Origin of the sequence: Nocardioides panacisoli, from assembly GCF_019448235.1 — a bacterium.
GTDB classification, from domain to species: Bacteria; Actinomycetota; Actinomycetes; order Propionibacteriales; family Nocardioidaceae; genus Nocardioides; species Nocardioides panacisoli_A.
In genome coordinates, this window is sequence record NZ_CP080409.1 from 3,071,208 (window position 1) to 3,092,863 (window position 21,656).

Annotated in this window: 22 protein-coding genes; 20 read left to right on the forward strand and 2 right to left on the reverse strand. The window is 70.7% G+C overall.

Features of this window, described 5'->3' with window-relative positions; all coding sequences use genetic code 11:
- The first annotated feature begins 35 nt into the window (after positions 1-35).
- From KUV85_RS14935 to KUV85_RS14990, 12 genes are all read left to right on the forward strand, one after another.
- Positions 36-641 (forward strand): TetR/AcrR family transcriptional regulator, encoded by a 606-nt coding sequence (locus KUV85_RS14935; protein WP_219960685.1) that lies wholly within the window; start codon positions 36-38, stop codon positions 639-641.
- A gap of 78 nt (positions 642-719) precedes the next feature.
- The gene (locus KUV85_RS14940) at positions 720-1,799 is read left to right on the forward strand and encodes an acyl-CoA dehydrogenase family protein (RefSeq protein WP_219960686.1); all 1,080 of its coding nucleotides are present in this window, start codon (positions 720-722) and stop codon (positions 1,797-1,799) included.
- Complete coding sequence (locus KUV85_RS14945) at positions 1,796-2,707, forward strand: hydroxymethylglutaryl-CoA lyase (RefSeq protein ID WP_219960687.1); 912 nt, start codon at positions 1,796-1,798, stop codon at positions 2,705-2,707. Before KUV85_RS14940 ends, KUV85_RS14945 begins: the two co-directional genes overlap by 4 nt.
- Before the next feature lie 60 nt (positions 2,708-2,767).
- Complete coding sequence (locus KUV85_RS14950) at positions 2,768-3,622, forward strand: MaoC family dehydratase (protein WP_219960688.1); 855 nt, start codon at positions 2,768-2,770, stop codon at positions 3,620-3,622.
- 143 nt (positions 3,623-3,765) lie between these two features.
- On the forward strand, positions 3,766-4,938 hold the full coding sequence (locus tag KUV85_RS14955) for an ABC transporter substrate-binding protein (RefSeq protein WP_219960689.1): 1,173 nt from the start codon (positions 3,766-3,768) through the stop codon (positions 4,936-4,938).
- Between the two features lie 82 nt (positions 4,939-5,020).
- Entirely contained in the window at positions 5,021-5,815 is a 795-nt protein-coding gene (locus KUV85_RS14960) for an LLM class flavin-dependent oxidoreductase (RefSeq protein ID WP_219960690.1), read from the forward strand.
- Positions 5,812-6,753, forward strand: a complete 942-nt coding sequence (locus KUV85_RS14965; protein ID WP_219960691.1) for an LLM class flavin-dependent oxidoreductase — start codon at positions 5,812-5,814, stop codon at positions 6,751-6,753. The genes KUV85_RS14960 and KUV85_RS14965 overlap by 4 nt, the downstream gene beginning before the upstream one ends.
- Positions 6,750-7,946, forward strand: coding sequence for an acyl-CoA dehydrogenase family protein (locus KUV85_RS14970; RefSeq protein ID WP_219960692.1), 1,197 nt, complete (start codon positions 6,750-6,752; stop codon positions 7,944-7,946). The genes KUV85_RS14965 and KUV85_RS14970 overlap by 4 nt, the downstream gene beginning before the upstream one ends.
- Complete coding sequence (locus tag KUV85_RS14975; RefSeq protein WP_219960693.1) at positions 7,943-8,965, forward strand: acyl-CoA dehydrogenase family protein; 1,023 nt, start codon at positions 7,943-7,945, stop codon at positions 8,963-8,965. The genes KUV85_RS14970 and KUV85_RS14975 overlap by 4 nt, the downstream gene beginning before the upstream one ends.
- The gene (locus KUV85_RS14980) at positions 8,965-10,515 is read left to right on the forward strand and encodes an AMP-binding protein (protein ID WP_219960694.1); all 1,551 of its coding nucleotides are present in this window, start codon (positions 8,965-8,967) and stop codon (positions 10,513-10,515) included. Before KUV85_RS14975 ends, KUV85_RS14980 begins: the two co-directional genes overlap by 1 nt.
- 55 nt (positions 10,516-10,570) lie before the next feature.
- Positions 10,571-10,972, forward strand: a complete 402-nt coding sequence (locus KUV85_RS14985; protein WP_219960695.1) for a Zn-ribbon domain-containing OB-fold protein — start codon at positions 10,571-10,573, stop codon at positions 10,970-10,972.
- Positions 10,969-12,123 (forward strand): thiolase C-terminal domain-containing protein, encoded by a 1,155-nt coding sequence (locus tag KUV85_RS14990; protein WP_219960696.1) that lies wholly within the window; start codon positions 10,969-10,971, stop codon positions 12,121-12,123. The genes KUV85_RS14985 and KUV85_RS14990 overlap by 4 nt, the downstream gene beginning before the upstream one ends.
- A 91-nt stretch (positions 12,124-12,214) precedes the next feature.
- On the opposite strand, the gene KUV85_RS14995 is transcribed toward KUV85_RS14990, so the two are convergent.
- Together KUV85_RS14995 and KUV85_RS15000 are read right to left on the reverse strand one after the other, a co-directional pair.
- Positions 12,215-12,697: a MaoC family dehydratase gene (locus tag KUV85_RS14995; RefSeq protein WP_237690151.1), complete on the reverse strand. Its 483-nt coding sequence runs from the start codon at positions 12,695-12,697 to the stop codon at positions 12,215-12,217.
- Entirely contained in the window at positions 12,694-13,968 is a 1,275-nt protein-coding gene (locus KUV85_RS15000) for an acetyl-CoA hydrolase/transferase family protein (RefSeq protein WP_219960697.1), read from the reverse strand. Before KUV85_RS15000 ends, KUV85_RS14995 begins: the two co-directional genes overlap by 4 nt.
- Positions 13,969-14,163: 195 nt before the next feature.
- On the opposite strand from KUV85_RS15000, the gene KUV85_RS15005 reads away from it, so the two are divergent.
- Genes KUV85_RS15005 through KUV85_RS15040 form a run of 8 tightly spaced genes read left to right on the forward strand, consistent with a single transcriptional unit; the run spans position 14,164 to position 21,656 of the window.
- Positions 14,164-15,051, forward strand: coding sequence for a branched-chain amino acid ABC transporter permease (locus tag KUV85_RS15005; RefSeq protein ID WP_219960698.1), 888 nt, complete (start codon positions 14,164-14,166; stop codon positions 15,049-15,051).
- A 21-nt stretch (positions 15,052-15,072) separates the two neighbouring features.
- On the forward strand, positions 15,073-15,984 hold the full coding sequence (locus KUV85_RS15010) for a branched-chain amino acid ABC transporter permease (RefSeq protein WP_219960699.1): 912 nt from the start codon (positions 15,073-15,075) through the stop codon (positions 15,982-15,984).
- Complete coding sequence (locus KUV85_RS15015; protein ID WP_219960700.1) at positions 15,981-16,850, forward strand: ABC transporter ATP-binding protein; 870 nt, start codon at positions 15,981-15,983, stop codon at positions 16,848-16,850. Before KUV85_RS15010 ends, KUV85_RS15015 begins: the two co-directional genes overlap by 4 nt.
- Entirely contained in the window at positions 16,795-17,499 is a 705-nt protein-coding gene (locus KUV85_RS15020; RefSeq protein ID WP_219960701.1) for an ABC transporter ATP-binding protein, read from the forward strand. The genes KUV85_RS15015 and KUV85_RS15020 overlap by 56 nt, the downstream gene beginning before the upstream one ends.
- Positions 17,500-17,548: 49 nt before the next feature.
- A complete protein-coding gene (locus KUV85_RS15025; protein WP_219960702.1) occupies positions 17,549-18,430 on the forward strand; it encodes an SDR family NAD(P)-dependent oxidoreductase in 882 nt (293 codons plus the stop codon).
- Between the two features lie 56 nt (positions 18,431-18,486).
- On the forward strand, positions 18,487-19,656 hold the full coding sequence (locus KUV85_RS15030) for an acyl-CoA dehydrogenase family protein (protein WP_219960703.1): 1,170 nt from the start codon (positions 18,487-18,489) through the stop codon (positions 19,654-19,656).
- A gap of 1 nt (position 19,657) precedes the next feature.
- A complete protein-coding gene (locus tag KUV85_RS15035; RefSeq protein ID WP_219960704.1) occupies positions 19,658-20,458 on the forward strand; it encodes an SDR family NAD(P)-dependent oxidoreductase in 801 nt (266 codons plus the stop codon).
- 13 nt (positions 20,459-20,471) lie between these two features.
- Positions 20,472-21,656, forward strand: coding sequence for a thiolase family protein (locus tag KUV85_RS15040; protein WP_219960705.1), 1,185 nt, complete (start codon positions 20,472-20,474; stop codon positions 21,654-21,656).

Consider the following 21,656-nt stretch of genomic DNA (forward strand, 5'->3'; position numbering starts at 1 on the left):
GTCAGCCAATGTCAGCTCCAGGGAACGGGAAACAAGTGAGCACCACGAGACGCCGCACCACCGGGTCCCCGACGGGCCTGGCGCGCAAGGAACTGATCGTGAGCGCGGCGGCCAAGGTCTTCTCGGAGAAGGGCTTCTCGCTCGCCACGGTGCGCGACATCGCCGACGAGGCGAGCATGCTCTCGGGCAGTCTCTACTACTACTTCGACTCCAAGGAGGCGATGGTCGAGGAGGTGCTGACCGGCTACCTCGAGCTGGCCGCGAGTGCTTACCGACACGCCGCCGAGGACAACGAGGACGCCGTCGATGCGCTCCGCGAGCTCATCGCGCAGGCCCTGCGCGGACTGGTCCAGCACCGCGCTGAGGTCACCATCCTGCAGAACGACTGGCACTACGTCCGCGACCTCAGCACGGTCGCCCAGAGCATGACCGAGGTCGAGCGCACCTGGCTCGAGACCATCCAGCGTGGCGTCGACGAGGGAGTGTTCCGCTCCGACATCAACGTCCGCATGGTCTACCGCACGATCATGGGAGCCATCCAGGCCGTGATCCGGTGGTTCGATCCGGACGGCGAGGTCAGCGCCGACGAGGTGATCGCGGTGCAGACCTCGATCCTGCTCGACGGCCTCCGCACCGACTGATCCACTGAACCCGCCCGCCTTGGTGCGGCGGGCTCGCGTTCCCAGTGTTACAGCAAGCGCTTGATTGAAGGAGTTGCCGTGATCGACCCCCTGGTGTTGAGCGACGACCTCGGTCCGGTGGTCGCGCGCTACCTCGACCAGCGCAGCCCCGTCGAACAGAGTCGCGCGAACGGGCCGCACCTGCCCGCCGCCTGGCCGGGCATGGCGACCGAAGTGGGGCTTGCCGGCCTGCTGGTGCCGGAGTCGCACGGTGGGCAGGGCGCCGGGTTCCTGGAGCTGGGGGCCGCCGTCCTCGAAGCGGGCCGCCACGGCTGGTCCGGGCCGCTGGTGCCGACTGCCGGCGTCGCGGCCCACCTGCTGCGGACCCTGGACCCCGACGACGCCGCCGGCCTGCAGCGGGCGATCGCCGAACAGGGCCGCGTCGTGGTCGTCGCCTGTCACGAGGACGCCGCAGGAGAGAGCCTCGCCAGCGAGGCGGCGTACGCCGACGGTGCGGTGACCGCCACGCGCTGCGGCGTCGACGGCGGCACCCATGCGGCAGAGGTGCTGCTTCTCGCGCAGCACAGTGGTGAGCCCGTGCTGGTCGCCGCTGTGCTCGACGACGGCAACGTCACGGCGCAGGACGCGGTGGACCCGGGGCGGGGCCTCGCCCGGATCCAGTTGTCCGGAGCGCCCGCGCGGGAAGTCGCGCGTGGTGATGGGGTCGCGCCGGCGGTGGCCGACGCGTGGACAGTGGGGGCGCTGCTCACAGCGGCCGACTCCGTCGGCGCGGCCGAACGCGCCCTGAACCTCGCCCTGGAGTACGCCGCGACCCGAGAGCAGTTCGGCCGCGCGATCGGCTCCTTCCAGGCCGTGAAGCACAATCTCGTCGGCATGTACGCCGAGCTGGAGTTGGCACGCAGCGCCGTCCGGGAGGCGCTGCACCTGCTCGAGGGCGACACCCCCGACTGGCGAGAGGCGACCTCGGCAGCTGCGGCCGTGGCCGGCGACGCGACGACCCACGTGCTCCGGGAGGCGATCCAGGTGCACGGCGGCATCGGGTTCACCTGGGAGCACGAGCTCTCCCACCACTTCCGTCGCGTGATGGCCTGCCGCGGGCTCTACGGCACGCCGTCGACACACCGGCGGGTGGTCGCGACGGCCCGGGGGCTGGGATGAGCGACGTCCCGTCACGAGTCGTCCTCCGCGAGGTCGGTCCCCGGGACGGGCTGCAGAACGAGCCGCCGGTCGCCACCGCCGACAAGGTGACGCTGGTCGAGGAGCTCGCCACGACCGGCCTCCTCGAGATCGAGACGGTGTCCTACGTGCACCCCCGGGCGATCCCCCAGATGGCGGACGCGGCCGAGGTCTGGGCCGGCGTGCGACAGCGACCCGAGATCACCTACTCCGCGCTGGTTCCCAACTTGGTCGGTGCGCAACGGGCGATCTCTGATGGCTTCACCGACATCGAGGTCGTCGTCTCCGCCTCCCGGACCCACAACCTGCGCAACATCCGGCGTACGCCGGAGGAGTCGCTGGACGGGATCGGCGAAGTCGTGGCCCTCGCGCACGACGCCGGGGTGCGGTGCCAAGTGATCGTGGCGACCGCGTTCGGCTGCCCCTACGAGGGTGAGCTGCCCACGGACCAGGTCGTCGCGTACGCCGTACGGGCGGTGGACCTCGGCGCGGACAGCGTCTGCTTCGGGGACACGACCGGCATGGGGTCACCGCCCCGCGTGCGCCGCTTGGTCGGCAGCTTCCGCGACGCCCGTGCCGACGCCGTGCTGTCGCTGCACCTGCACGACACCCGCGGAACCGGGATGGCCAACCTGGCGGCGGCGCTGGAGCTCGGCGTCGACCGGTTCGACGCCAGCGTGGGTGGGCTCGGCGGCTGCCCCTACGCGCCCGGTGCGAGTGGCAACATTGCCACCGAGGAGGCGGTGTACCTGCTCGAGGAGTACGGCGTCGAGACCGGCGTCGACCTCGACCGACTGCTCGAGGTCGCGGCGATCGCCCAGCGCCTCGTCGGGCGCGAGTTGCCCTCGCGCGTGCTGACCGCGGGTCCGCGGACCCGGTTGTCGAACTGACGCGGCCGCGATCGCGGCCGCCCCCACGCACCGCACGGTGCCCAGTCAAGGAGGTACTCCATGCCCATCGACCCCACCTGTGTCGGCACCACCGTCGGTCCGTGGTCCGTGCAGTGGACCGACAAGGACTCGCTGCACTACGCCCTCGCCGTGGGTGCCGGCCAGCAGGACCCGCTGACCGAGCTCGCCTTCACTACCGAGAACACCGACGGCGTGCCCCAGCAGGTCGTGCCCAGCTTCGCCGTGGTCCTGGGGTTCGGCAGCGGGATGCCCGACATCGGCGACTACGACCCCACGCGGGCCGTCCACGCCGAACAGGAGATGTACCTCGACGGCCCCATCCCCCCGGCCGGGGAGGCCACGGCCACGACCACCGTGACGGAGGCATGGGACAAGGGTGCCGGCGCCATCGTGTGGACCGAGACCACGCTGGTCGATGCCGCCACGGGTGACTCGCTCGCTCGGTCGCGCACCGGCGCCTTCATCGGCGGTGGCGGCGGCTTCGGTGGTGAGCGCGGCGAGAACGCGGCCTGGGAGCAGCCCGACCGCCCCGCCGATCTCGACGTCACGGTGGCCACGCGGCCCGAGCAGGCCCTGCTCTACCGGTTGACCGGGGACCGCAATCCGCTGCACTCCGACCCGGTGTTCGCGGCGCGCGGTGGATTCGAGCGCCCGATCCTGCACGGCATGTGCACCTACGGCTACACCGCGCGGATCCTGGTCAACGAACTGGTGGACGGTGACGCCGGGCGCCTCGCCTCGATGACGGGGCGGTTCACCCGACCGGTCCTGCCGGGCGACGCGCTGACGATCCGCGCGTGGGTCGACGAGGGCGGCACCGAGGTGCGGTTCCAGACCCTCAACGCCGACGGCCAGCCGGTCCTCGACCGCGGGCGAGCGGTGCTGCGGCCCTGACGCGGCTGCGGTGCGCGTCGTTCCGCCCGCCGCTCGTCGATTTTGTTGGACGAAGTGCTTGCGTGACCGCGGTCACTGTGCAAATATCAAGTGCTTGCTTTACTTCAATCAAGCATTTGCTTGACCAACCGAAAGGGGCGATCGTGTCGATCACCATCACCCACCGGCCTCGCGGCCGGACCGTCGTCGCCTCTGTCGTCGCGACCCTCGCGGTCGTGCTCTCGGGCTGCACCAGTGACGCCAGTGCGGACGATGACAGCTACCTCGTCGGATTCCCGGCCCTCCTGTCCGGCCCGGCCGCCTTCGCAGGCGTCCCGATCACCCAGGGGGCCGAGTTGGCCGCCGAGGAGATCAACGATTCCGGCTTCCTCGGCGAGGGCAAGACCGTCGAGCTCGAGATGGAGGACGTGAAGAGCGACCCGGCCCAGGCCATCGCGCTCTACAAGCAGTTCGCCGCCGACGGCGCATCGGGTGTGCTGTGCTGCGGACTCTCCGCCGAGGCCGGTGCGCTGGCCCCCGTGATGACGCAGGACCAGGTGCCGGGCATCGTCACCTCCGCGATCCTGGCCGACATCACCGAGCCGCCGCACCTCTTCCGGCCGCACATCCTCCCCTCGGCCGAGGGCGGGATCTACGACCAGTTCATCGACACCGTGGTCCCGGCCGAGGACATCGAGACCGTTGTCATCGTGGTCAACGGCGACAACGACGCGATGGTCGCCGACGGCGAGGTCTGGAAGGCCGGCCTGGAGCGCAACGGTGCCGAAGTGGTCAAGACCGTGAGCACCAACTCCACCGACACCAACTTCACCGGTCCCGCCACGGAGATCGCCTCGATCGATCCCGACGCGGTCGTGCTCAGCACGCTCGGCACGCCGTCGGCCCTGATGGCGCGCGCTCTCCGGGAGCGCGGCTACGACAAGCGCCTGATGAGCAGCTACGGCATCGACAGCGCCGAACTGTTCAAGACCTCGGCCAAGGGACTGGCCGGCACCCTCTTCGCCGCGCCTTTCCACGCGGAGTTCAGCGACAACGAGGAGGCCGCGACCTTCATCGAGGCGTACCGCGAGAAGTACGACGAGGACCCCGACATCTTCGCGGCCCAGGGCTACACGTCGATGTGGTTCCTCGCGATGGGCATCAAGGAGGCGGACAGCGGGGATCCGGTCGACGTCGGCAGCGCGTTGTCGGGGATCGACACCCAGGACTCGGTCTACGGCGAGATCACCTACGTCGAGGGACAGGCCACGCTCTCCGAGCCGGGCACCTACCTCGAGTGGACCGAGGACGGCGAGCTCGAGGAGTGGACGGGCTGAGGTCCGCCCGAGCTCCCCAGGCGACCCCGGCCGGCCCCAACCGGCCGGGGTCACCCCCGCGCAAGTGACCTGAGAGGACCGTATGGACACCGGCATCGCCTGCGCCTTCGTGGCCCACGAGCGGCCCCTGGCCGAGGCCATCAGTGCCGCGGCAGCGGCCGCGGAAAGACACGGGCTCCGCACCTGGTGGGCCCTGGGTGACCGGGAGATCGCCGCCGGCCGGAGCCACGACCCAACGCTGTGCCTGCAGCGCGTCGCCCGTGCGACCGCATCGCTACGCGTGGCCCTGTCCGGCGACCTCGTCGCCGCCCGTGGTGCAGCGCTGCGGGCCAAGCAGCTCGCGACGCTGGCCTGGTTTGCCGGCGGCCGCCTCGAGATCGGCCTGGACCTCGATGACGCCCCGGACACGCTCGCCCTGCCCGATGTCGCAGCTGCCTCGGGTGACGCACTCGTGACCGACCGACTGCTGGCCATGCGCGCGCTGTGGTCCGAGGACCGCGCGTCGTACGCCGGGAGCTCGGTCGCCTTCGACGGCGCCATCGCCCTGCCCAAGCCGCCCGGACGTGGCCTGCGCTGGCACGTGCGGCCCACCGACACTGACCGGCTCGCCGGCGTCATCGCGACGGCCGGCGCACCCGACGGGTGGCTCCACTGGCACGGCGACGCAGCGGGTCTTGCCACCGCCGCCGACCAGGTCGCCGCGGCGCACGGCCCCGGCGCCGAGGCGCTGCAATGCACCTGGTTCGTCGACGCCGACCGCTTCCCGGAGGTCTGCGATGCCGCGGACCGTGCGGGCGTGAGCGAGTTGGTGGCGGTGTTCGAGCACGTGCCCGACCCGGCCGAGATCACCGCCCTCGTGGAAGGACAGCACGCATGAGCAGCACCGACCGCGTCGGCGTCCACGGCCTCCGCGGCCGTGTCGAGATCGGCCTCGTCGACCTCTTCGACGGGAGCGCCACGCGGGACACCGAGTTCATGGCGACCTTCGCCCGCACCGCCGAACGCTGCGGGGTCGACGGCATCTGGTTGCCCGAGCACGTCGTGTTCTTCGACGAGTACACCTCGACCTACCCCTACCCGCAGGCCCCGTCGGCGACCGACCCGGACGTCAAAGAACAGCACAACAAGACGGTGGACGGGAAGGCGCGCGTCGAGGTCGCCGATGACCAGGGCCTGCTCGACATCACCCAGGCAGCCGTGGAACTGTGCGGCGCCACCACCCGGTTGCGGATCGGCAGCTCGGTGTTGTTGTTGCCGCTGCGCAACCCTCGGCTGTTCGCCCGGGAGGTCGCGACCGTGTCCGCCCTCACCGGCGGACGTTTCGACCTGGGGATCGGTGTTGGGTGGTCGGCCGAGGAGTTCGCGGCGTGTGAGTCCGAGTTCCGCACCCGCGGCCGGCGCTGCGAAGAACTGCTCCACCAGCTCGACGCCGCGTGGTCCGGGCGTGACCCCGACAGCCCGCCGCTGCCGGACGTCGCACCGCCGAGGATGCTGGTCGGCGGTCACTCGCCGGCCGCGATCCGGCGCGCAGCGACGGTCGCCACCGGCTGGTACCCGTGGAACCTGACGGTCTCGGAGTTCGCCGAGAAGCTCGGCTCGCTGGACCAGCAGCTCACCGACGCCGGACGGACACGCGACGAGGTCCACGTGGTCGCCGGTTTCCGCGCGGTTGGTGAGATCGCCGACATCCCCGAGATCGTGCACCGTTACGCCGAACTGGGCGCCGACGGCGTCAACATCTCGCTGCGCATGACCGACGACGGCTACGTGGGCACCATGGAGGAGCTCGCGACGACTCTGGGCCTGGTGGCATGACCATGATTTCCGTTGCAGAGTTCCGCGCCGAGGTCCGGGCCTGGCTCGCCGAGCACGTACCGGCCGAGCCGTTGCCCTCGTGGACCGACCAGGCCGGGTTCGACCAGCACCGCACCTGGGAGCGGACCCTGTTCGAGGGCGGCTACGCGGCGGTGGACTGGCCCGAGGAGTACGGCGGTCGCGGCGCCGGGCTGCAGCACACCATCGCCTTCGCCGAGGAGTACTACCGCGCCCGCGCGCCCGAACGGGTCAACATGGGTGGGCTCTATCTCCTCGGACCCGTGCTGATGCAGTACGGCACCGAGGAGCAGCGTCGCCGCTGGATCCCCGACCTGCTCTCGTGCCGGACCATCTGGTGCCAGGGCTTCTCCGAGCCGGGGTCCGGCTCCGACCTCGCCTCGCTGCGCACCCGCGCGGTGCGCGACGGGGACCACTACGTGGTCAACGGGCAGAAGATCTGGACCTCGATGGGTGGCTTCGCCGACTGGATCTTCGCGCTCGTGCGCACCGATCCCGACGCGGCCAAGGAGCGCAAGCACGCCGGCATCACCTTCCTGTGCATTGACCTGCGCACTCCCGGCGTCGAGGTCCGCCCGCTGGCGATGGTCGACGGCACCGAAGGTTTCGCCGAGGTGTTCTTCACCGACGTGCACGTGCCCGTCGAGAATGTCGTGGGCGAGGTGGACCAGGGATGGAAGGTCGCGATGTCCACGCTCGGGTTCGAGCGTGGCGCCGTCTTCGGTGATCACGCCAAGTTCTCCAACGACGTCGCGGCCCTGGCCGGTCTCGTCGCGGTCCGCGGACTCGCCGAGGACAGCCTTGCCCTGGACGAGCTCGGCCGCGTCCTGGTGGAGACCGAGGTCTACCGGGCCAACGTCTACCGACTGGCCGCCCTGGCCGAGGCCGGCGGCAATCTGGACAGCACTGCGAGCATCAACAAGCTCTATTGGACCGAGATGCAGCACGACATCTTCGCCACCGGCCTGCGGCTGATGGCCGAGGACGGTGCCGTTGTCGGTGACCTCGCCGGGCTGGCGGGCGTGGATGCCGTGACCGCCGACGCATGGCGCGACTGGCACCACCGCTACTGGTACGCCCGCGCGGCCATGATCTTCGGCGGCACCTCGGAGATCCAGCGCAACATCATCAGCGAGCGCGTGCTCGGACTACCCATGGAGCCCCGGAGATCGTGACTGAGACCCTGGACATCGACCGCGGCGAGCTCGAGCAGGTGACCGGTGATCTGCTGGCCCGCCACTGCGACGTCGCGCATCTGCGCGACCGACTCGAGGCCGGCGGCGCCCACGCGCCCGCCCTGTGGTGGCGCCTGGCCGAGACCGGCCTGGTGTCCGCGCTGGTGCCCGCCGAGTTCGGCGGTGCCGGGCTCGAGCCGGCCCACCTGCCCGGCGTCCTGCACGCCACCGGATACCACGCGTTGCCCGAACCGCTGCTGGAGACAGCCGTTCTCGCTGTGACGCTGCTGGCGGCCTTCCCCGACCATCCCGACGCCGATGCCCGACTCGGCGGCATCGCGGAGGGCTCGCTACTGGCCACCGTGCGTTTCGGGGACGCCGACCGTCACGTGGCCTTCGCCGCTGACGCCCACCTCGTCCTCGACGTCGCACCCGACGGTGCGGTCACGGCGTACGCCGCCGACCAGTTGGAGGTCGTCCCCGCGGCCGGTGTCGACCCGCTCCGCCCCGTCGCCGCCGTCATCCCCCACGGCGCGGGCGATCTGCTGGGCACCTCGCCCGACGTCGCCGCACACGTCCGGGACCTCGCGGTGGCCGGTGCGGCCTGCCAGCTCGCCGGTGCCGCCCGCCGCCTGCTCGACCTCACCGTCGAGTACGTCGCCGACCGTCACCAGTTCGGTCGCCCCGTCGGGTCGTTCCAGGCCGTCAAGCACAAGATCGCTGATGTCGCCGTCGGCGTCGACATGGCCGAGGCCGCCGCGCTCGGTGCGTTCGGGGCCGAGGATGCCCACGATCGCGCCCGGCGCGCGGCGTCGGCGAAGGCCTACGCTGGACAGGCAGCAGACCGAGCGAACGTGGAGGCCCTGCAGTTGCACGGAGGGATTGGCTTCACCTGGGAGCACCACCTCCACGTCTGGCTCAAGCGGACGATGAGCCTGACCGCGGCCCACGGCACCCCCGCCGCGCACCGTCGCACCCTCGCACGGGACCTGCTCGCCCGCATCGGTGAGGAGGAGTGATGGGAGACCTCGGGTTCTGGCGGCTCGCGGCCGAGGAACCAGCCGCGTGCGCCGTGGTCGCACCCGACGGCACACGCACCAGTCGCGGAGAGCTGCTGGCGGAGGCCAACCGGGTCGCCCGCCTGTTGCGTTCACAAGGGCTGCACCGTGGCGATCGGGTCGTCGGTGTCGTGGCCAACGAGACGGGTGCGCTGGCGGTGGTGCTGGCCTGCCAGCAGGTCGGTGCCTACTACGTGCCGGTCAACACGGCGCTGACCACGGGCGAGGTGGCACACATCCTCGGCGATGCCGCACCGGTGGTCGCCCTCGCGTCGCTGCGCCATGTCGACCTCCTCGCCGCTGCAGCCGAACAGGCCGACTATCCACTCGGTCGGCTCTTCGCGCTCGGCGCGCACGAGCGGTTCGCGGACCTGTACGCGCTCGCCTCCCGGGAGGATGACGGGCCGGTGCCCGACCGCAGCCCCGGGGCCTACCTCGGCTACACCTCCGGCACCACCGGGCGTCCCAAGGGCGTGCTCCGCCCTCGGCCCGAGGGCGACCCCGACGACCTGTTCGGCGCCGGTGCCCAGTGGCAGCTCGGGATGTTCGGTGTCACGCCACGTGACGGTGGCGTCCACCTGGTCACCTCGCCGCTGAGTCACACCGCGGTCAGCGGTCTCGCGGTCACCTCGCTGCACTTCGGTCACGCGCTGGTGCTGATGGAGCGCTTCGACGCCGCGGAGGTGCTGCGGCTCGTCGAGCGTGAACGGGTGACCACCACCCACATGGTCCCCACCCAGCTCCACCGCATCCTGCGTCTGCCCGGGCAGGAGCGCACGGCGCACGACCTGAGCAGCATGCGCAATCTGATCCATGGCGCGGGGCCCTGCGCGGACGAGACCAAGCGCGGGACCATCGACCTGTTCGGTCCCGTCGTGTGGGAGTACTACGGCGCCACCGAGGCCGCCGGCACGGTGATCTCCACCCCGGAGTGGCTCGAGCGGCCGGGTAGCGTTGGCCGTCCTCAGCCCGGTGCCGAGGTGCGCATCCTCGACCCGCTCGGTGAGGAGGTGTCCGTCGGGGGATCCGGTGCGGTCTACCTCCGGATGGGGGCCCTCGCCTTCGAGTACCGCGGCGATCCGGACAAGACCGATGCCGGCCGCGTCGGGGACTTCGTGACCGTCGGCGATCTCGGCCGCCTCGACGACGAGGGTTACCTCTACCTGCTCGGCCGCTCCTCCGAGGTGGTCGTCTCCGGTGGCGTCAACGTGTACCCCGCCGAGGTGGAAGCCGCGATCCTGTCGCATCCCGACGTCGAGGACGTCGGCGTCATCGGCGTTCCCGACGAGGAGTGGGGTGAATGCATCGCTGCCGTCGTCCAGGCGGGGGCCGACTCCCACCTCGCCCGCCAGGAGGACCCTGCCCGCGTCCTGGAGGGCTATCTCGCCGACCGGCTCGCGCGTTACAAGGTGCCCCGCATGGTCGCCGTCGTGCCTGAGCTGCCGCGCGGTGCCAACGGCAAGTTGCGCAAACACCTGCTCCGGCCCGTCATCGGCACCGACGTCGGTTGACCCGCGTCGCCCGCCCGTCCCCGAACCACGCACCCTGCCAGCCACTGGAGAGCCCGTGAAGCCCGTTGCCCAGCCCACGCCGGACACCCAGGCGTGGTTCGACCACATCGACGCCGAGCAGTTGACCGTGCCGCGCTGCCGCGCGTGTGACCACCGATTCCTCTACCCGCGGATGTGCTGCCCCGCCTGCAGCTCCCGGGACGTCGAGCTGGTCCCGGCCTCGGGTACCGGCCGAATCGCCTCGTTCGTGGTCAACCACCGCGGACCGGGCGAGTTCGCCGAGGACACGCCGTACGTGCTTGCGCTGGTGGCACTGGCCGAAGGCCCGTTGCTGATGGCGACCGTGCGCACCGACGACCCCACAACCGTGGCCGTCGACCAACCCGTGCGCGTCGCGTTCGCCGAACGCGGGGAGCGTCGCGTGGTCGAGTTCGTCGTCGAGGAGGACGCCGCATGAGCCTGCGCGGACGCATTGCCATCGCCGGCGCGGCCGAGAGCACTGACCTGGGCAAGGTCCCGGACAAGTCGGCCCTCGAGCTCCACGCCGATGCCGCCCTGAATGCGCTGGCCGACGCCGGGCTGACACCTGCGGACGTGGACGGTGTTGCTTCGGCCGGTGAGTTGCCCAACGACGTCGCCGACTACCTCGGGATCGTGCCCGACTACCTCGACGGCACCAATGTCGGCGGCTGTTCCTACATGCTGCACGTGCGGCACGCGATGGCGGCGATCGCCACGGGCCTGTGCGAGACCGTCCTCGTCACCCACGGCGAGTCGGGCCGGAGCCGCGTGGGCATGCAGCCCTGGGCGCCCGCCCCGCAGGCGATGATGGGTCAGCTGGAGGTGCCGCACGGACCGATGGGTGCCCCGTCCCTGTTCCCGATCGGCGTACGTCGCTACATGGCCGAGTACGGGATGACCGAGGAGCAGTTCGCGGCGGTGCCGGTGGTGCAGCGCGAGTGGGCGGCCCACAACCCACGGGCCAAGCTGCGTGAGCCGATCACGGTCGAGGACGTGCTGGCCTCACCCGTCATTGCCGATCCCGTCCACCTGCTGCACTGCTGCTTGGTCACCGACGGGGGCGGCGCGCTGGTGCTGACCTCCGCCGAGCGGGCGCGCGATTTGGTCGGCGACCGCGCCGTCCACGTCCTCGGGGCCGGAGAGTCGAGCGAGTCCTCGGTCGTCTCGGGACTGGAGAGTCTCACGTCGTCGCGAGCCATCGCGCGCGGCGGGGCCGCTGCGATGCGCCAGGCCGAGGTGGACCACACCGAGGTCGACCACCTGATGATCTATGACGCGTTCGCCCACGTCCCGCTCTACGGCCTCGAGGATCTCGGCTTCGTCGGCCGGGGGGAAGCCGCGGCCTTCGTGGCCGACGGGAACACGCGACCCGGCGGCTCGCTCCCGCTGAACACGAACGGCGGCGGACTCGCCTACACCCACACCGGCATGTACGGCATGTTCGCCATCCAGGAGTCCGTGAGGCAGGTGCGTGGCTCCGCGCCTGCCCAGGTCGAGGGCGTGGACGTCAGCGTCGTGACCGGCGTCGGCGGCATGTTCATGGCCTCGGGGACGTTGGTGCTCGGTACGGCGGCAACGCTCCACTGATCGGTGCGGTGTGTCCTGCCGGACACCGAACACGCGGGGTGCGACCGGGGACCGGCCGCACCCCGCGTCCTCAGTACGGGGGTGCCGCGGGTCAGGTGGTGGCGTCGTCCTCGGGGGCGAAGTGCACCAAGGCAGTGCGCACCGCCTTGCAGACCAGCACGCCGTGCTGGTTGAGCGCACGGTGTTCGAGGGTGACGATGCCCTGGCGGGGACGACTCGACGAGGGCCGCTTGGGACCGATCTCGGTCTCGCAGTAGAGCGTGTCGCCGATGAAGACCGGTGCCGGGAAGCTGATCTCCCCGAAACCAAGGTTGGCGATCGTGGTCTTCTGCGTCAGGTCCGGCACCCCGATGCTGCAGGCGATGCTCATCGTGAGCAGGCTGTTGACGAGCCGCTGGCCGAACTCCGACTCCGCTGACTTCACCGCGTCCAGGTGGAGACTCTGGGAGTTCATCGTCATGGTGCAGAACTGCACGTTGTCGGCCTCGGTGATGGTCCGTCCGGGCTCGTGCCGAAACACGTCCCCGGTGGTCATCTCGTCGTAGTAGCGCCCGCGCTGGGTGTGGATGGTCATCCATGCTCCTGTGGTTGGTCGGCCGACGCAGTGAGCAGCGCGGTCCGGTGGTTGGGATGGGCGACGTCGGCCAGCGCCCGGGCCCGCTCCGCGACAGTCCTGCCGCGGAGCCAGGCCACGCCGTACTCGGTGACGACGGCGTCGGGGGTGTGCCGCGGCAGTGAGACCACGTCGCTGGTGAGGTGGGGGACCAGGCGGCTGTGGCGTCCGTCCGGTGTCGTCGAGGTCAGGGCGACCACGGACAGGCCGCCGTGCGACCCGAACGCCGCCTCCACGAAGTCGGCGCTCCCGCCGATGCCCGACACCTGTCGCCGACCGACGAGTTCGGCGTTTACCTGTCCGGCGAGGTCCACCTCGATCGCGGAGTTGATGGCGACGAGTCGGGGGACCTGCGCCAGTGCTCGGGGCGCGTGGGACCGGTCACTGGACCGCAGCACGACCGCGGGATTGGCGTCGGCGAAGTCCATCAGTGTTGCGGTGCCCATCAGCTCGGCCGCGAGTACCCCGGGTCGCGGGTCCCCGGTCGACGGAGTGATCCCCGCGGCGAAGAGCGGCACCATCGCGTCGTTCGCCATCCCGACGAAGCGGACGTCGCGGAGGTCGCTCTCGGCGAGGAAGGCGGTGAGCGCCTCCGGGACGGCTCCGATCCCCAGCTGCAGCGTGCAGCCCTCGGGGAGCAGGTCCAGCACGTGCGTGGCGACTCGGTCGCTCGTGGCGTCGCGGCGAGCAGCGGGGAAGGTGCACATCGGGGTGTCGGCCTCGACCAAGTGGTCGATCGCGCTGACGTGGACCGCGGTGTCACCCGTGGTGCGGGGGACGGCAGGGTCCACCTCCGCGAGCACGAGTCCCGCTCGGTCGACGGCGCGTCGTACGTAGCTCGCGGACGGCCCGAGGCTGCACCAGCCGTCGCTGTCGGGCGGTGAGACCCGGACCAGTGCCACCGACGTCTGCCACTGGTCGAGCAGCTCGGGAACGGCCGAGGCGCGGGCGGGCACGTAGTCGACCGCGCCCGGCGTGAGTGCAGCGCGGGCGGGACCGTAGGGGTGCCACGTGCGGTAGGGCAGGTGGCCGGCGAGGGAGGCGGGCAGGAACGGGTAGGAACCGAGTTGCAGTCCCGAGAAGAGTCGCACCCCGTCCAGCTCTTCGGCGGCCTCGCCGAGCGCGGTGAGCAGCGTCTCGGGGGTGCCGCAGCCGGGGGAGGCCACGGCGGAGCTGTGCGGCGGAATCGACCGCACGGCGGTGGCCGCGCTCGTTGACGGCGGCAGCCTCATGTCGCACCACTCCTCCCGCCCGGCCGCAGGCGTGGATCGCCCGGGACTGCCGGTCGTGGCGGCGACGCTAGCGCCACGAACCATATGAAGCAAGTGCTTGATTCAGTATTGACAGCAGCGGCGTGACGTGAGTTACTTCATGTCAATCGAGCGCTTGACCAAAGTGCCGACCACCGACACGGAGGAGAGTCCCCGGTGCAGCTTCTCGCCCAACAGCTGGCCAATGGCATCGCGCTGGGGTCCGTGTACGCCCTGTTCGCGATCGGGTTCGCGCTGATCCTGGCCCGAATGGGCATCCTGAACGTCGCTCACGGCACCTTCGCCACGTGGGGCGCGATCTCGTCCTACTGGCTCGTCACCGAACAGGGCGCCAACTTCTGGATGGCCGCGGCCGTCGGGATCGTGTGCGCCGGATTGCTCGGCGTGCTCGCCGACACGTTCGCCTTCGCGCCACTGCGCCGTCGCGAGGCGGGGACGTTCGCTCCGATCATTGCCAGCATCGGGGTCTGGATCATCCTGCTCAACGTCGCCGAGAGCGTGTTGGGCCCCACCACCCAGAGCTACCCGGTCGATGCGGTGCCCGCGACGCCATTGGAGATCGGCGGACTGCTGGTGCTGCCGGCCCACCTGTTCAGCATCGTGGCGCTGCTCGTCGTCGTGACCGGCGTCCACCTCCTGCTCAACCGCTCGCGGTTCGGCGCCGCCGTCCGTGCGGTGTCGGTGGATCCGCGCTCGGCGTCCATCGTCGGCGTCGATGCCCGGCGGACGCTCATCGTGGTCGCCTTCCTGGCCGCCGCGATTGCTGGCCTGGCCGGCGTCCTCGCTGCGCTGTCGGACAACAACGTCTCCTTCGGCCTCGGCGAGGCACTCCTGCTGAAGGGCTTCGCCGCCGTGGTGGTGGGTGGCTACGGGGACATCCGGGGGGCGGCGGCAGTCGGCGTCGCCATCGGAGTGCTGGAGGTGCTCAGCTCGCAGTACATCTCCTCGGGGTTCCGCGACGCGATCACCTTCGGCGTGCTCCTGCTCGTGCTCGTCGTGCGACCCCAGGGCCTGTTCGGTGAACGCCAGCTCGTCCGGGCCTGAGGACCACCTGAGAGGACAACCGTGAGTACCACTGCTTGGATCACCACACTCCAGTTCGCCGGCGTCAACGCGCTGTTCGCGCTGAGCATCTACGCCAGCCTCTGGACTGGTGCCCTCAGCCTCGCCCCGATCTTCTTCGGCGCTGCGGGTGCCTTCACCTTCGGGTACCTGGCCGCCGCGTTCGGCCTCTCTCCCGTGGTCGGACTGCTGCTCGGCACAGTGGTCGGCGCGTTGATGGGAGCGGTGACCGCCGGATTCGTGATCCGGCTGGACAGCCACTACCTCGCGATGGCGACGATCGCGATGGTTCTCATCGGTCGCGTGCTGGTCCTCAACCTCACCGACTACACCGGAGGCGCTGCGGGGCAGTTGGTCCCCGGTGACCTCGGGACCTGGTTGTGGCTGATCGGAACGCTCCTCGTTGCGGGCTACGTGCTCTCGCGTCTCGCCAAGTCCCGGTTCGGCCTCGCGGCCGACGCGGTCCGCGAGGACGCGGCCGTGGCCCAGACGCTCGGGATCTCGCCCAGGCAGATCCAGCTCATCGGCTTCGTACTCTCCGGTGCGCTCGGTGGGGCCGCGGGAGTGATGCAAGCCAGTTTCCTGCAATACATCGGGCCCGACACCTTCTACACCCACTTGGCCTTCGTGACCCTGGCCGCCGTCGTGCTCGGTGGTGCCTTCCACTGGGCCGGACCGGTCGTGGGAGCGATCGCCTTCACGATCCTCCCCGAGCTGTTGCGTGACGTCACGGGTGGCTACGAGCGCGTCGTGACCGGCGTCGTCCTCATCCTGATCATCATCTACATGCCCCGTGGCCTGGTCGACATGCGTCGATTCAGGCTCCTGCGGGCCCGGTTGCGCGACGACGGTGACACCACGGTGCGAAGCACCGAGGGCGACGACCGGGTCGCAGCAACGGAGGGAGCCCGATGAGCAACTCGCCCACCCAGCAGGGGGCACGCGCGGTGTCGGCGGCCGACCCGCAGACCGCGGTGGGGATCACCGACCTCACCAAGACCTTCGGTGGCCTGGCAGCGGTGTCGGACGTCTCGATCGCCGTGCCGACGCAGCGCATCCACGGGATCCTCGGTCCCAACGGGGCCGGCAAGACCACCGTGCTCAACATGGTCAGCGGCTTCATCACCCCCGACCGCGGGTCCATCCGGGTGTTCGACGACGAGATCACCGGTGAGACGCCGCACGCCATCGCGCGCCGCGGGGTCGCCCGCACCTATCAGAACATCCGTCTCTTCCCGGGCCTGACGATGCTCGAGACGGTGGTGGCCGGCGCCTACCTGCAGCGTCGCTCGACGATCGCGGGGGCGATCTTCCTCAGCCCCAGTGAGCGCCGGGAGCGCCGGGAGGTCCGCGAACGCGCCCGCGAACTGCTGGCCCAGGTCGGACTCACCAGCGGCTACGACACGCTCGCCGAGACGTTGTCCTACGGCGACCAGCGCCGGGTCGAGATCGCCCGCGCCCTGGCCACCGGGCCACGCGTGCTCCTGCTGGACGAACCGACGGCGGGCATGAACGACGCTGAGTCGGCAGCCGTCGGCCGGTTGCTGGTGGAGCTGCGCGACGCCGGCCTGACGTTGATCCTCATCGAGCACAACATGCGGCTGGTCGAGGAGTTCTGTGAGTCCGTCTCGGTCATGAACTCCGGGGCCGTGCTCGCACAGGGAGCGCCGACCTGGTGCCTCGAGCAAGACGACGTGAAGGAGGCCTACTTTGGAAAGCGCTCCGATGCTGCACGTATCGCGACTCTGCGCCGCGCACGGCGCGGTCCAGGCGGTTCGTGACGTCGACATCGACGTGTCCCCGGGATCGCTGGTCGCACTGATCGGGTCCAACGGGGCCGGCAAGACCACGACGCTGAACAGCATCGCCGGCCTGCACCGTCCCGCCTCGGGATCGGTCACGGTCGGTGGTCGCGACATCACCGGATGGAACTGCCACAAGGTGGTGCGGGCCGGTGTCGCACTGGTCGCCGAGGGGAGGCGCATCGCGCCACCGCTGAGCGTCACCGAGAACCTGGACCTCGCTGCCTACAGCGGGCGCACCGGCAAGCGTGAGCTCCGGGAGCAACGCGACCAGGTCTTCGAGCTCTTCCCCCGGCTCGCCGAGCGACGTGACCAGCTGGCCGCGTCGATGAGCGGTGGCGAGCAACAGATGCTCGCCTTCGGTCGGGCGCTGATGACCCGCCCGGACGTGTTGCTGCTCGACGAGCCGTCGATGGGCCTCGCGCCCTCGATCGTCGACGTCATGTTCGAGACCATCGCCACCCTGCATTCCACCGGCGCCACCATCCTGCTCGTCGAGCAGAACGCCGAGCTGGCCCTCGCGGTCAGCGATCGGGTCCACGTGATGCAGCGCGGACGCATCATCGCTTCCGGCGAACCCGATGAGGTGCGGGAGAGCACCGAGGTCATGGCTGCCCTCTTCGGGTGAAGCCAACCAATCGCCGGCTCCGGCCGGCACGTCGTACTGAGGAGAACGCATGAAGGAGATCAGCCTCGACGGTCGCGTGGCCGTCGTCACCGGTGCCGGCCGAGGGCTCGGTCGGGCCCACGTGGAGCTGCTGGCCGCGCGCGGTGCCCACGTGGTCGTCAACGACGTCGATGCTGCGTCGCAGGACTCGCCGGCCCAGGAGGTCGTGGCCGCAGTGCGCGCGGCCGGCGGGACCGCCGTGGCCGACGGCACCGACATCAGTACGCCGGACGGTGCCGCCCAGGTCGTCGAGCTGGCGACCTCGACCTTCGGCCGCCTCGACGTCGTGGTCAACAATGCCGGCATCCTGCGTGACCGCTCCTTCGCCAAGATGTCGGCCGACGAGGTCGACTCGGTGCTGAAGGTGCACGTCGGCGGCACCTTGTGGATGTCAAAGGCCGCGTGGCCGGTGATGATCGAACAGGGCGCCGGGCGCATCATCAACACGACCTCGGCCGCGGGCCTCTTCGGCAACTTCGGCCAGGCCAACTACGCCGCTGCCAAGGCCGGCATCATCGGTCTCACCAAGACGTTGGCCATCGAGGGCGAGCGGTTCGGCATCACCGCGAACGCCATCGAGCCGGGCGCACGCACCCGCATGACGGAGAACCTCCTCGGCGACCTCGCCGACAGCCTCGATCCCTCGCTCGTCTCGCCGCTGGTGGTGTGGCTCAGCGCGGCCGAGTGCGACGTCACCGGCGAGGTCTACAACGTCGGCGGCGGCCGGGTGGCGCGGGTCCTCGTCGCACAGACGCCCGGTCACTTCTCCCGCGACCTGACCCCGGAGAGCATCCGCGAGGCATGGGACGACCTCAACAACCCGGCGAAGGCCACGGTGATGACCGACTTCCGCCAGGAGCTCGAGCTGCTCACCGAGCTGCTGCAGGACTGAGTCGGCGCCCGCCACCCCGAACACCCCCGACTGTCACGACCGCCTGGAGGCACCGCATGGCTGAGCTGCGCGACCCCGACCACGAGCTGATCGCGACCGCGATCCGATCCCGGCTCAAGGAGTTCGACGACGACTACTGGCTCGCCTGCGACCGCGAGCACCGGTTCCCGTGGGAGTTCTTCGACGCGATGGCCACCGACGGGTGGGTGGGCATCGCGGTGCCCGAGGAGTACGGCGGCGGTGGCCGTGGGGTGACCGAGGCGGCGATCCTGCTGCGTGAGGTGGCGGCGTCGGGCGCGGCCATGAACGGGTGCACGGCGCTGCACATGAACGTGTTCGGTCTCCAGCCGGTGATGAAGTACGGCAACGACCGCCTCAAGCAGGAGTTCCTCCCACGAGCGGCGAGCGGTGACCTCCACGTCGCGTTCGCGGTGACCGAGCCCGACGCCGGCACCGACACCTCACGGATCACGACCAAGGCGGTCCGCGACGGCGACGACTGGCGGATCAGTGGGCAGAAGATCTGGACCAGCAAGGCGCTGGAGTCCTCGGTGGCGCTGATGCTCGCGCGGACCTCGCCCGCCCCGGATGACCCGAAACGACGCTTCGAGGGCCTCAGCTTGTTCCTCATCGACCTGGACCCCGACCACGTCGACATCCGTCCGATCCCCAAGGCCGGGCGCAACGCGGTGGCCACCTGCGAGACCTTCTACGACGACCTGCCCGTGGCGGGCTGGCGTCTGGTCGGCGAGGAGGGCAAGGGGTTCCAGCACATCCTCGCCGGGCTCAATCCCGAGCGGGTGCTCATTGCCGCCGAGGCCGTCGGCATCGGTCAGGCCGCCCTGCGCCGCGCGGTCGACTACGCCAGCGTACGACGGGTGTTCGACCGGCCGATCGGCAGCAACCAGGCGCTCAGCCACCCGCTCGCGGACTCCTATGCGCGTCTCGAGGCGGCGTGGGAGATGACCCTGATCGCCGGGCGACGCTACGACGACGGCCTCTCCTGTGGGGCGGAGGCGAACACGGCGAAGTACCTCGCCGCGGACGCCGGCTACCAGGCCGCCGACCGGGCGGTGCAGACCCACGGCGGGGTAGGCTACGCGCAGGAGTACCACGTCGAGCGCTACTGGCGTGAGGCCCGCATCATGCGTCTCGCTCCGGTCAGCCAGGAGATGTCGCTGAACTTCATCGCCCAGCAGGTCCTCGGCCTGCCCCGGAGCTACTGACATGGGGCGCTTCGACGGCCGAGTCGCCTACGTCCTCGGTGGCGGCAGCGACGGGCCCGCTCGGCCGGGCGAGGACCTGCCGATGGGCAACGGGCGCGCCATCGCGCTGCGACTGGCCGCGGAGGGTGCCCGTGTCGTGGTCGGTGACCTGGATCTCGAGCGTGCCGAGCAGACAGTCGCTCACTTGGCGACCCCCGGTCTCGCAGTGCGCGTGGACGCCGCCGACCCCGATGACTGTGCTGCCGCGGTGCGGGCGGCCGAGGGCTTGGGTGACGGTCTCGACGTCGTCGTGTGCAACGTCGGCGTCTCGGGGCGCGAGCCGTTGAAGGTGCAGTCCGTCGCCGAGTGGGACCTCGCCGGCTCGGTCAACGTGCGTTCCCACTGGCTCACCGCGCAGGCCGCGTTGGCGGGCATGCTCGACCGTGGCCGCGGCGCTTTCGTCTTCGTCGGGTCGACTGCGGGGATGTGGAGCAGCCGCCGTTCACTGTCCTACGAGGCGACCAAGGCGGCCCAACTGGCCGTGATGCGCCACGTCGCGGTGCGCTATGGCAGTCGCGGCATCCGGGCCAACGCGGCGGTGCTGGGCAACATCGACTCCGCCCTCGTACGCCGCGAGTTCGGCGAGGCCGGCGCCGCTCGTGGCGCCGTGGCACCGATGGGACGCGAGGGAACGCCCGAGGAGGTGGCGGCAGCGGTCGCCTTCCTCGCCAGTGACGACGCCGGCTATGTGACCGGTCAGAGCCTGCTGGTGGACGGCGGTGTCAGTGCCGCGTGGCCGGCGCCGCCGGTCGTGCCGGCCTAGCGAAGGAGGAGCCGTGGCAGAGAACGTGGTGATCAGCGGGGTCGGCATGAGCCCGTTCGGCAAGCAGCTCGACACCTCGATGAAGGACCTGGGGCGCGTGGCGGTCGACGCGGCCATCGCCGACGCTGGCATCGGCGTACCGGACGTGCAGGCGATGTTCTTCTCCAACGCCCTCGCCGGCCTGATCACCGGCCAGGAGTGCATCCGCGGGGAGGTCGTCGGCTACCCGATGGGACTGGCCGGCATCCCGATCCACAACGTGGAGAACGCGTGTGCCTCCGGGGGCAACGCGCTCCACCTGGCCTGGATGGCCGTGGCGTCGGGGCTGTACGACACCGTCCTCGCCCTGGGCGTGGAGAAGATCAACCATCCCGACCGGCAGCGCATGTTCAGTGCGTACGCCGCCGGTGCCGACGTCGAGGCGGCGTTCGCCACGGGCGACGGGGCCGGTCAGGACCGTACGCCGTTCGTGGACCGACAGGCCAAGCTCGCCAGCGCCCTGTTCGAGGAGCGAGGCGTGACCCTGGAGGACCTCGCCGCCGTGGCTTCGCGGTCGCTGCAGAGCGCGCGCCACAACCGGTTCGCCCACCGCCAGTTCGGCGCGACACCCGAGGAGGTGCTGGCCGCTCGGACGGTGGTGGAGCCCTTGACCGCCTTGATGAGCTCACCGATCAGCGACGGGGCTGCCGCCGTCGTCGTGACGCGGCGCCCGGAGGTCGTGGCCGCGTCGCGGTCGGTGAGCATCCATGCCTCGCAGTTGGCGACCCGCCCGCCCCGGGATCGGCCGGACGCTCCGAACGCGGTCCAGGCCTCGGCTCGCGCGGCGTTCGAGCAGGCGGGCCTGGGCCCCGGCGACATGGACTTCGCGGAGGTCCACGACGCCTCGGTTGCCTATGAGCTCATGGCCTGGACCGACGTCGGGCTGTGCGAGCCGGGCGAGGAACCACGCTGGATCGCCGACGGGGTCACCGAGGCCACGGGTGCCTTCCCGGTCAACTGCACCGGCGGCCTGGTCGGACGTGGGCATCCGCTCGGTGCCAGCGGGCTCGCGCAGGTGCACGACGCCGTGGCGCAGCTGCGCGGCGAGGCCGGCGTGCTCCAGCTCGATGACCCGCGACGTGCGGTGGTGCAGATCGGCGGCGGGGTCGTCGACTGGCTCACGGCGGCCTCGACGGTCCACGTCCTCGGGAGGAACTGA

Excerpts from the sequence above, each read along its gene's own strand:
- KUV85_RS14990 (WP_219960696.1), top strand. The coding sequence starts at position 10,969 with ATGAGCCTGCGCGGACGCATTGCCATCGCCGGCGCGGCCGAGAGCACT.
- KUV85_RS14960 (WP_219960690.1), top strand. The coding sequence starts at position 5,021 with ATGGACACCGGCATCGCCTGCGCCTTCGTGGCCCACGAGCGGCCCCTG.
- KUV85_RS14950 (WP_219960688.1), top strand. The coding sequence starts at position 2,768 with ATGCCCATCGACCCCACCTGTGTCGGCACCACCGTCGGTCCGTGGTCC.
- KUV85_RS14970 (WP_219960692.1), top strand. The coding sequence starts at position 6,750 with ATGACCATGATTTCCGTTGCAGAGTTCCGCGCCGAGGTCCGGGCCTGG.
- KUV85_RS14965 (WP_219960691.1), top strand. The coding sequence starts at position 5,812 with ATGAGCAGCACCGACCGCGTCGGCGTCCACGGCCTCCGCGGCCGTGTC.
- KUV85_RS14995 (WP_237690151.1), bottom strand. The coding sequence starts at position 12,697 with ATGACCATCCACACCCAGCGCGGGCGCTACTACGACGAGATGACCACC.
- KUV85_RS14980 (WP_219960694.1), top strand. The coding sequence starts at position 8,965 with ATGGGAGACCTCGGGTTCTGGCGGCTCGCGGCCGAGGAACCAGCCGCG.
- KUV85_RS15000 (WP_219960697.1), bottom strand. The coding sequence starts at position 13,968 with ATGAGGCTGCCGCCGTCAACGAGCGCGGCCACCGCCGTGCGGTCGATT.
- KUV85_RS15020 (WP_219960701.1), top strand. The coding sequence starts at position 16,795 with ATGCTGCACGTATCGCGACTCTGCGCCGCGCACGGCGCGGTCCAGGCG.
- KUV85_RS15030 (WP_219960703.1), top strand. The coding sequence starts at position 18,487 with ATGGCTGAGCTGCGCGACCCCGACCACGAGCTGATCGCGACCGCGATC.
- KUV85_RS15035 (WP_219960704.1), top strand. The coding sequence starts at position 19,658 with ATGGGGCGCTTCGACGGCCGAGTCGCCTACGTCCTCGGTGGCGGCAGC.
- KUV85_RS15025 (WP_219960702.1), top strand. The coding sequence starts at position 17,549 with ATGAAGGAGATCAGCCTCGACGGTCGCGTGGCCGTCGTCACCGGTGCC.
- KUV85_RS14945 (WP_219960687.1), top strand. The coding sequence starts at position 1,796 with ATGAGCGACGTCCCGTCACGAGTCGTCCTCCGCGAGGTCGGTCCCCGG.
- KUV85_RS15015 (WP_219960700.1), top strand. The coding sequence starts at position 15,981 with ATGAGCAACTCGCCCACCCAGCAGGGGGCACGCGCGGTGTCGGCGGCC.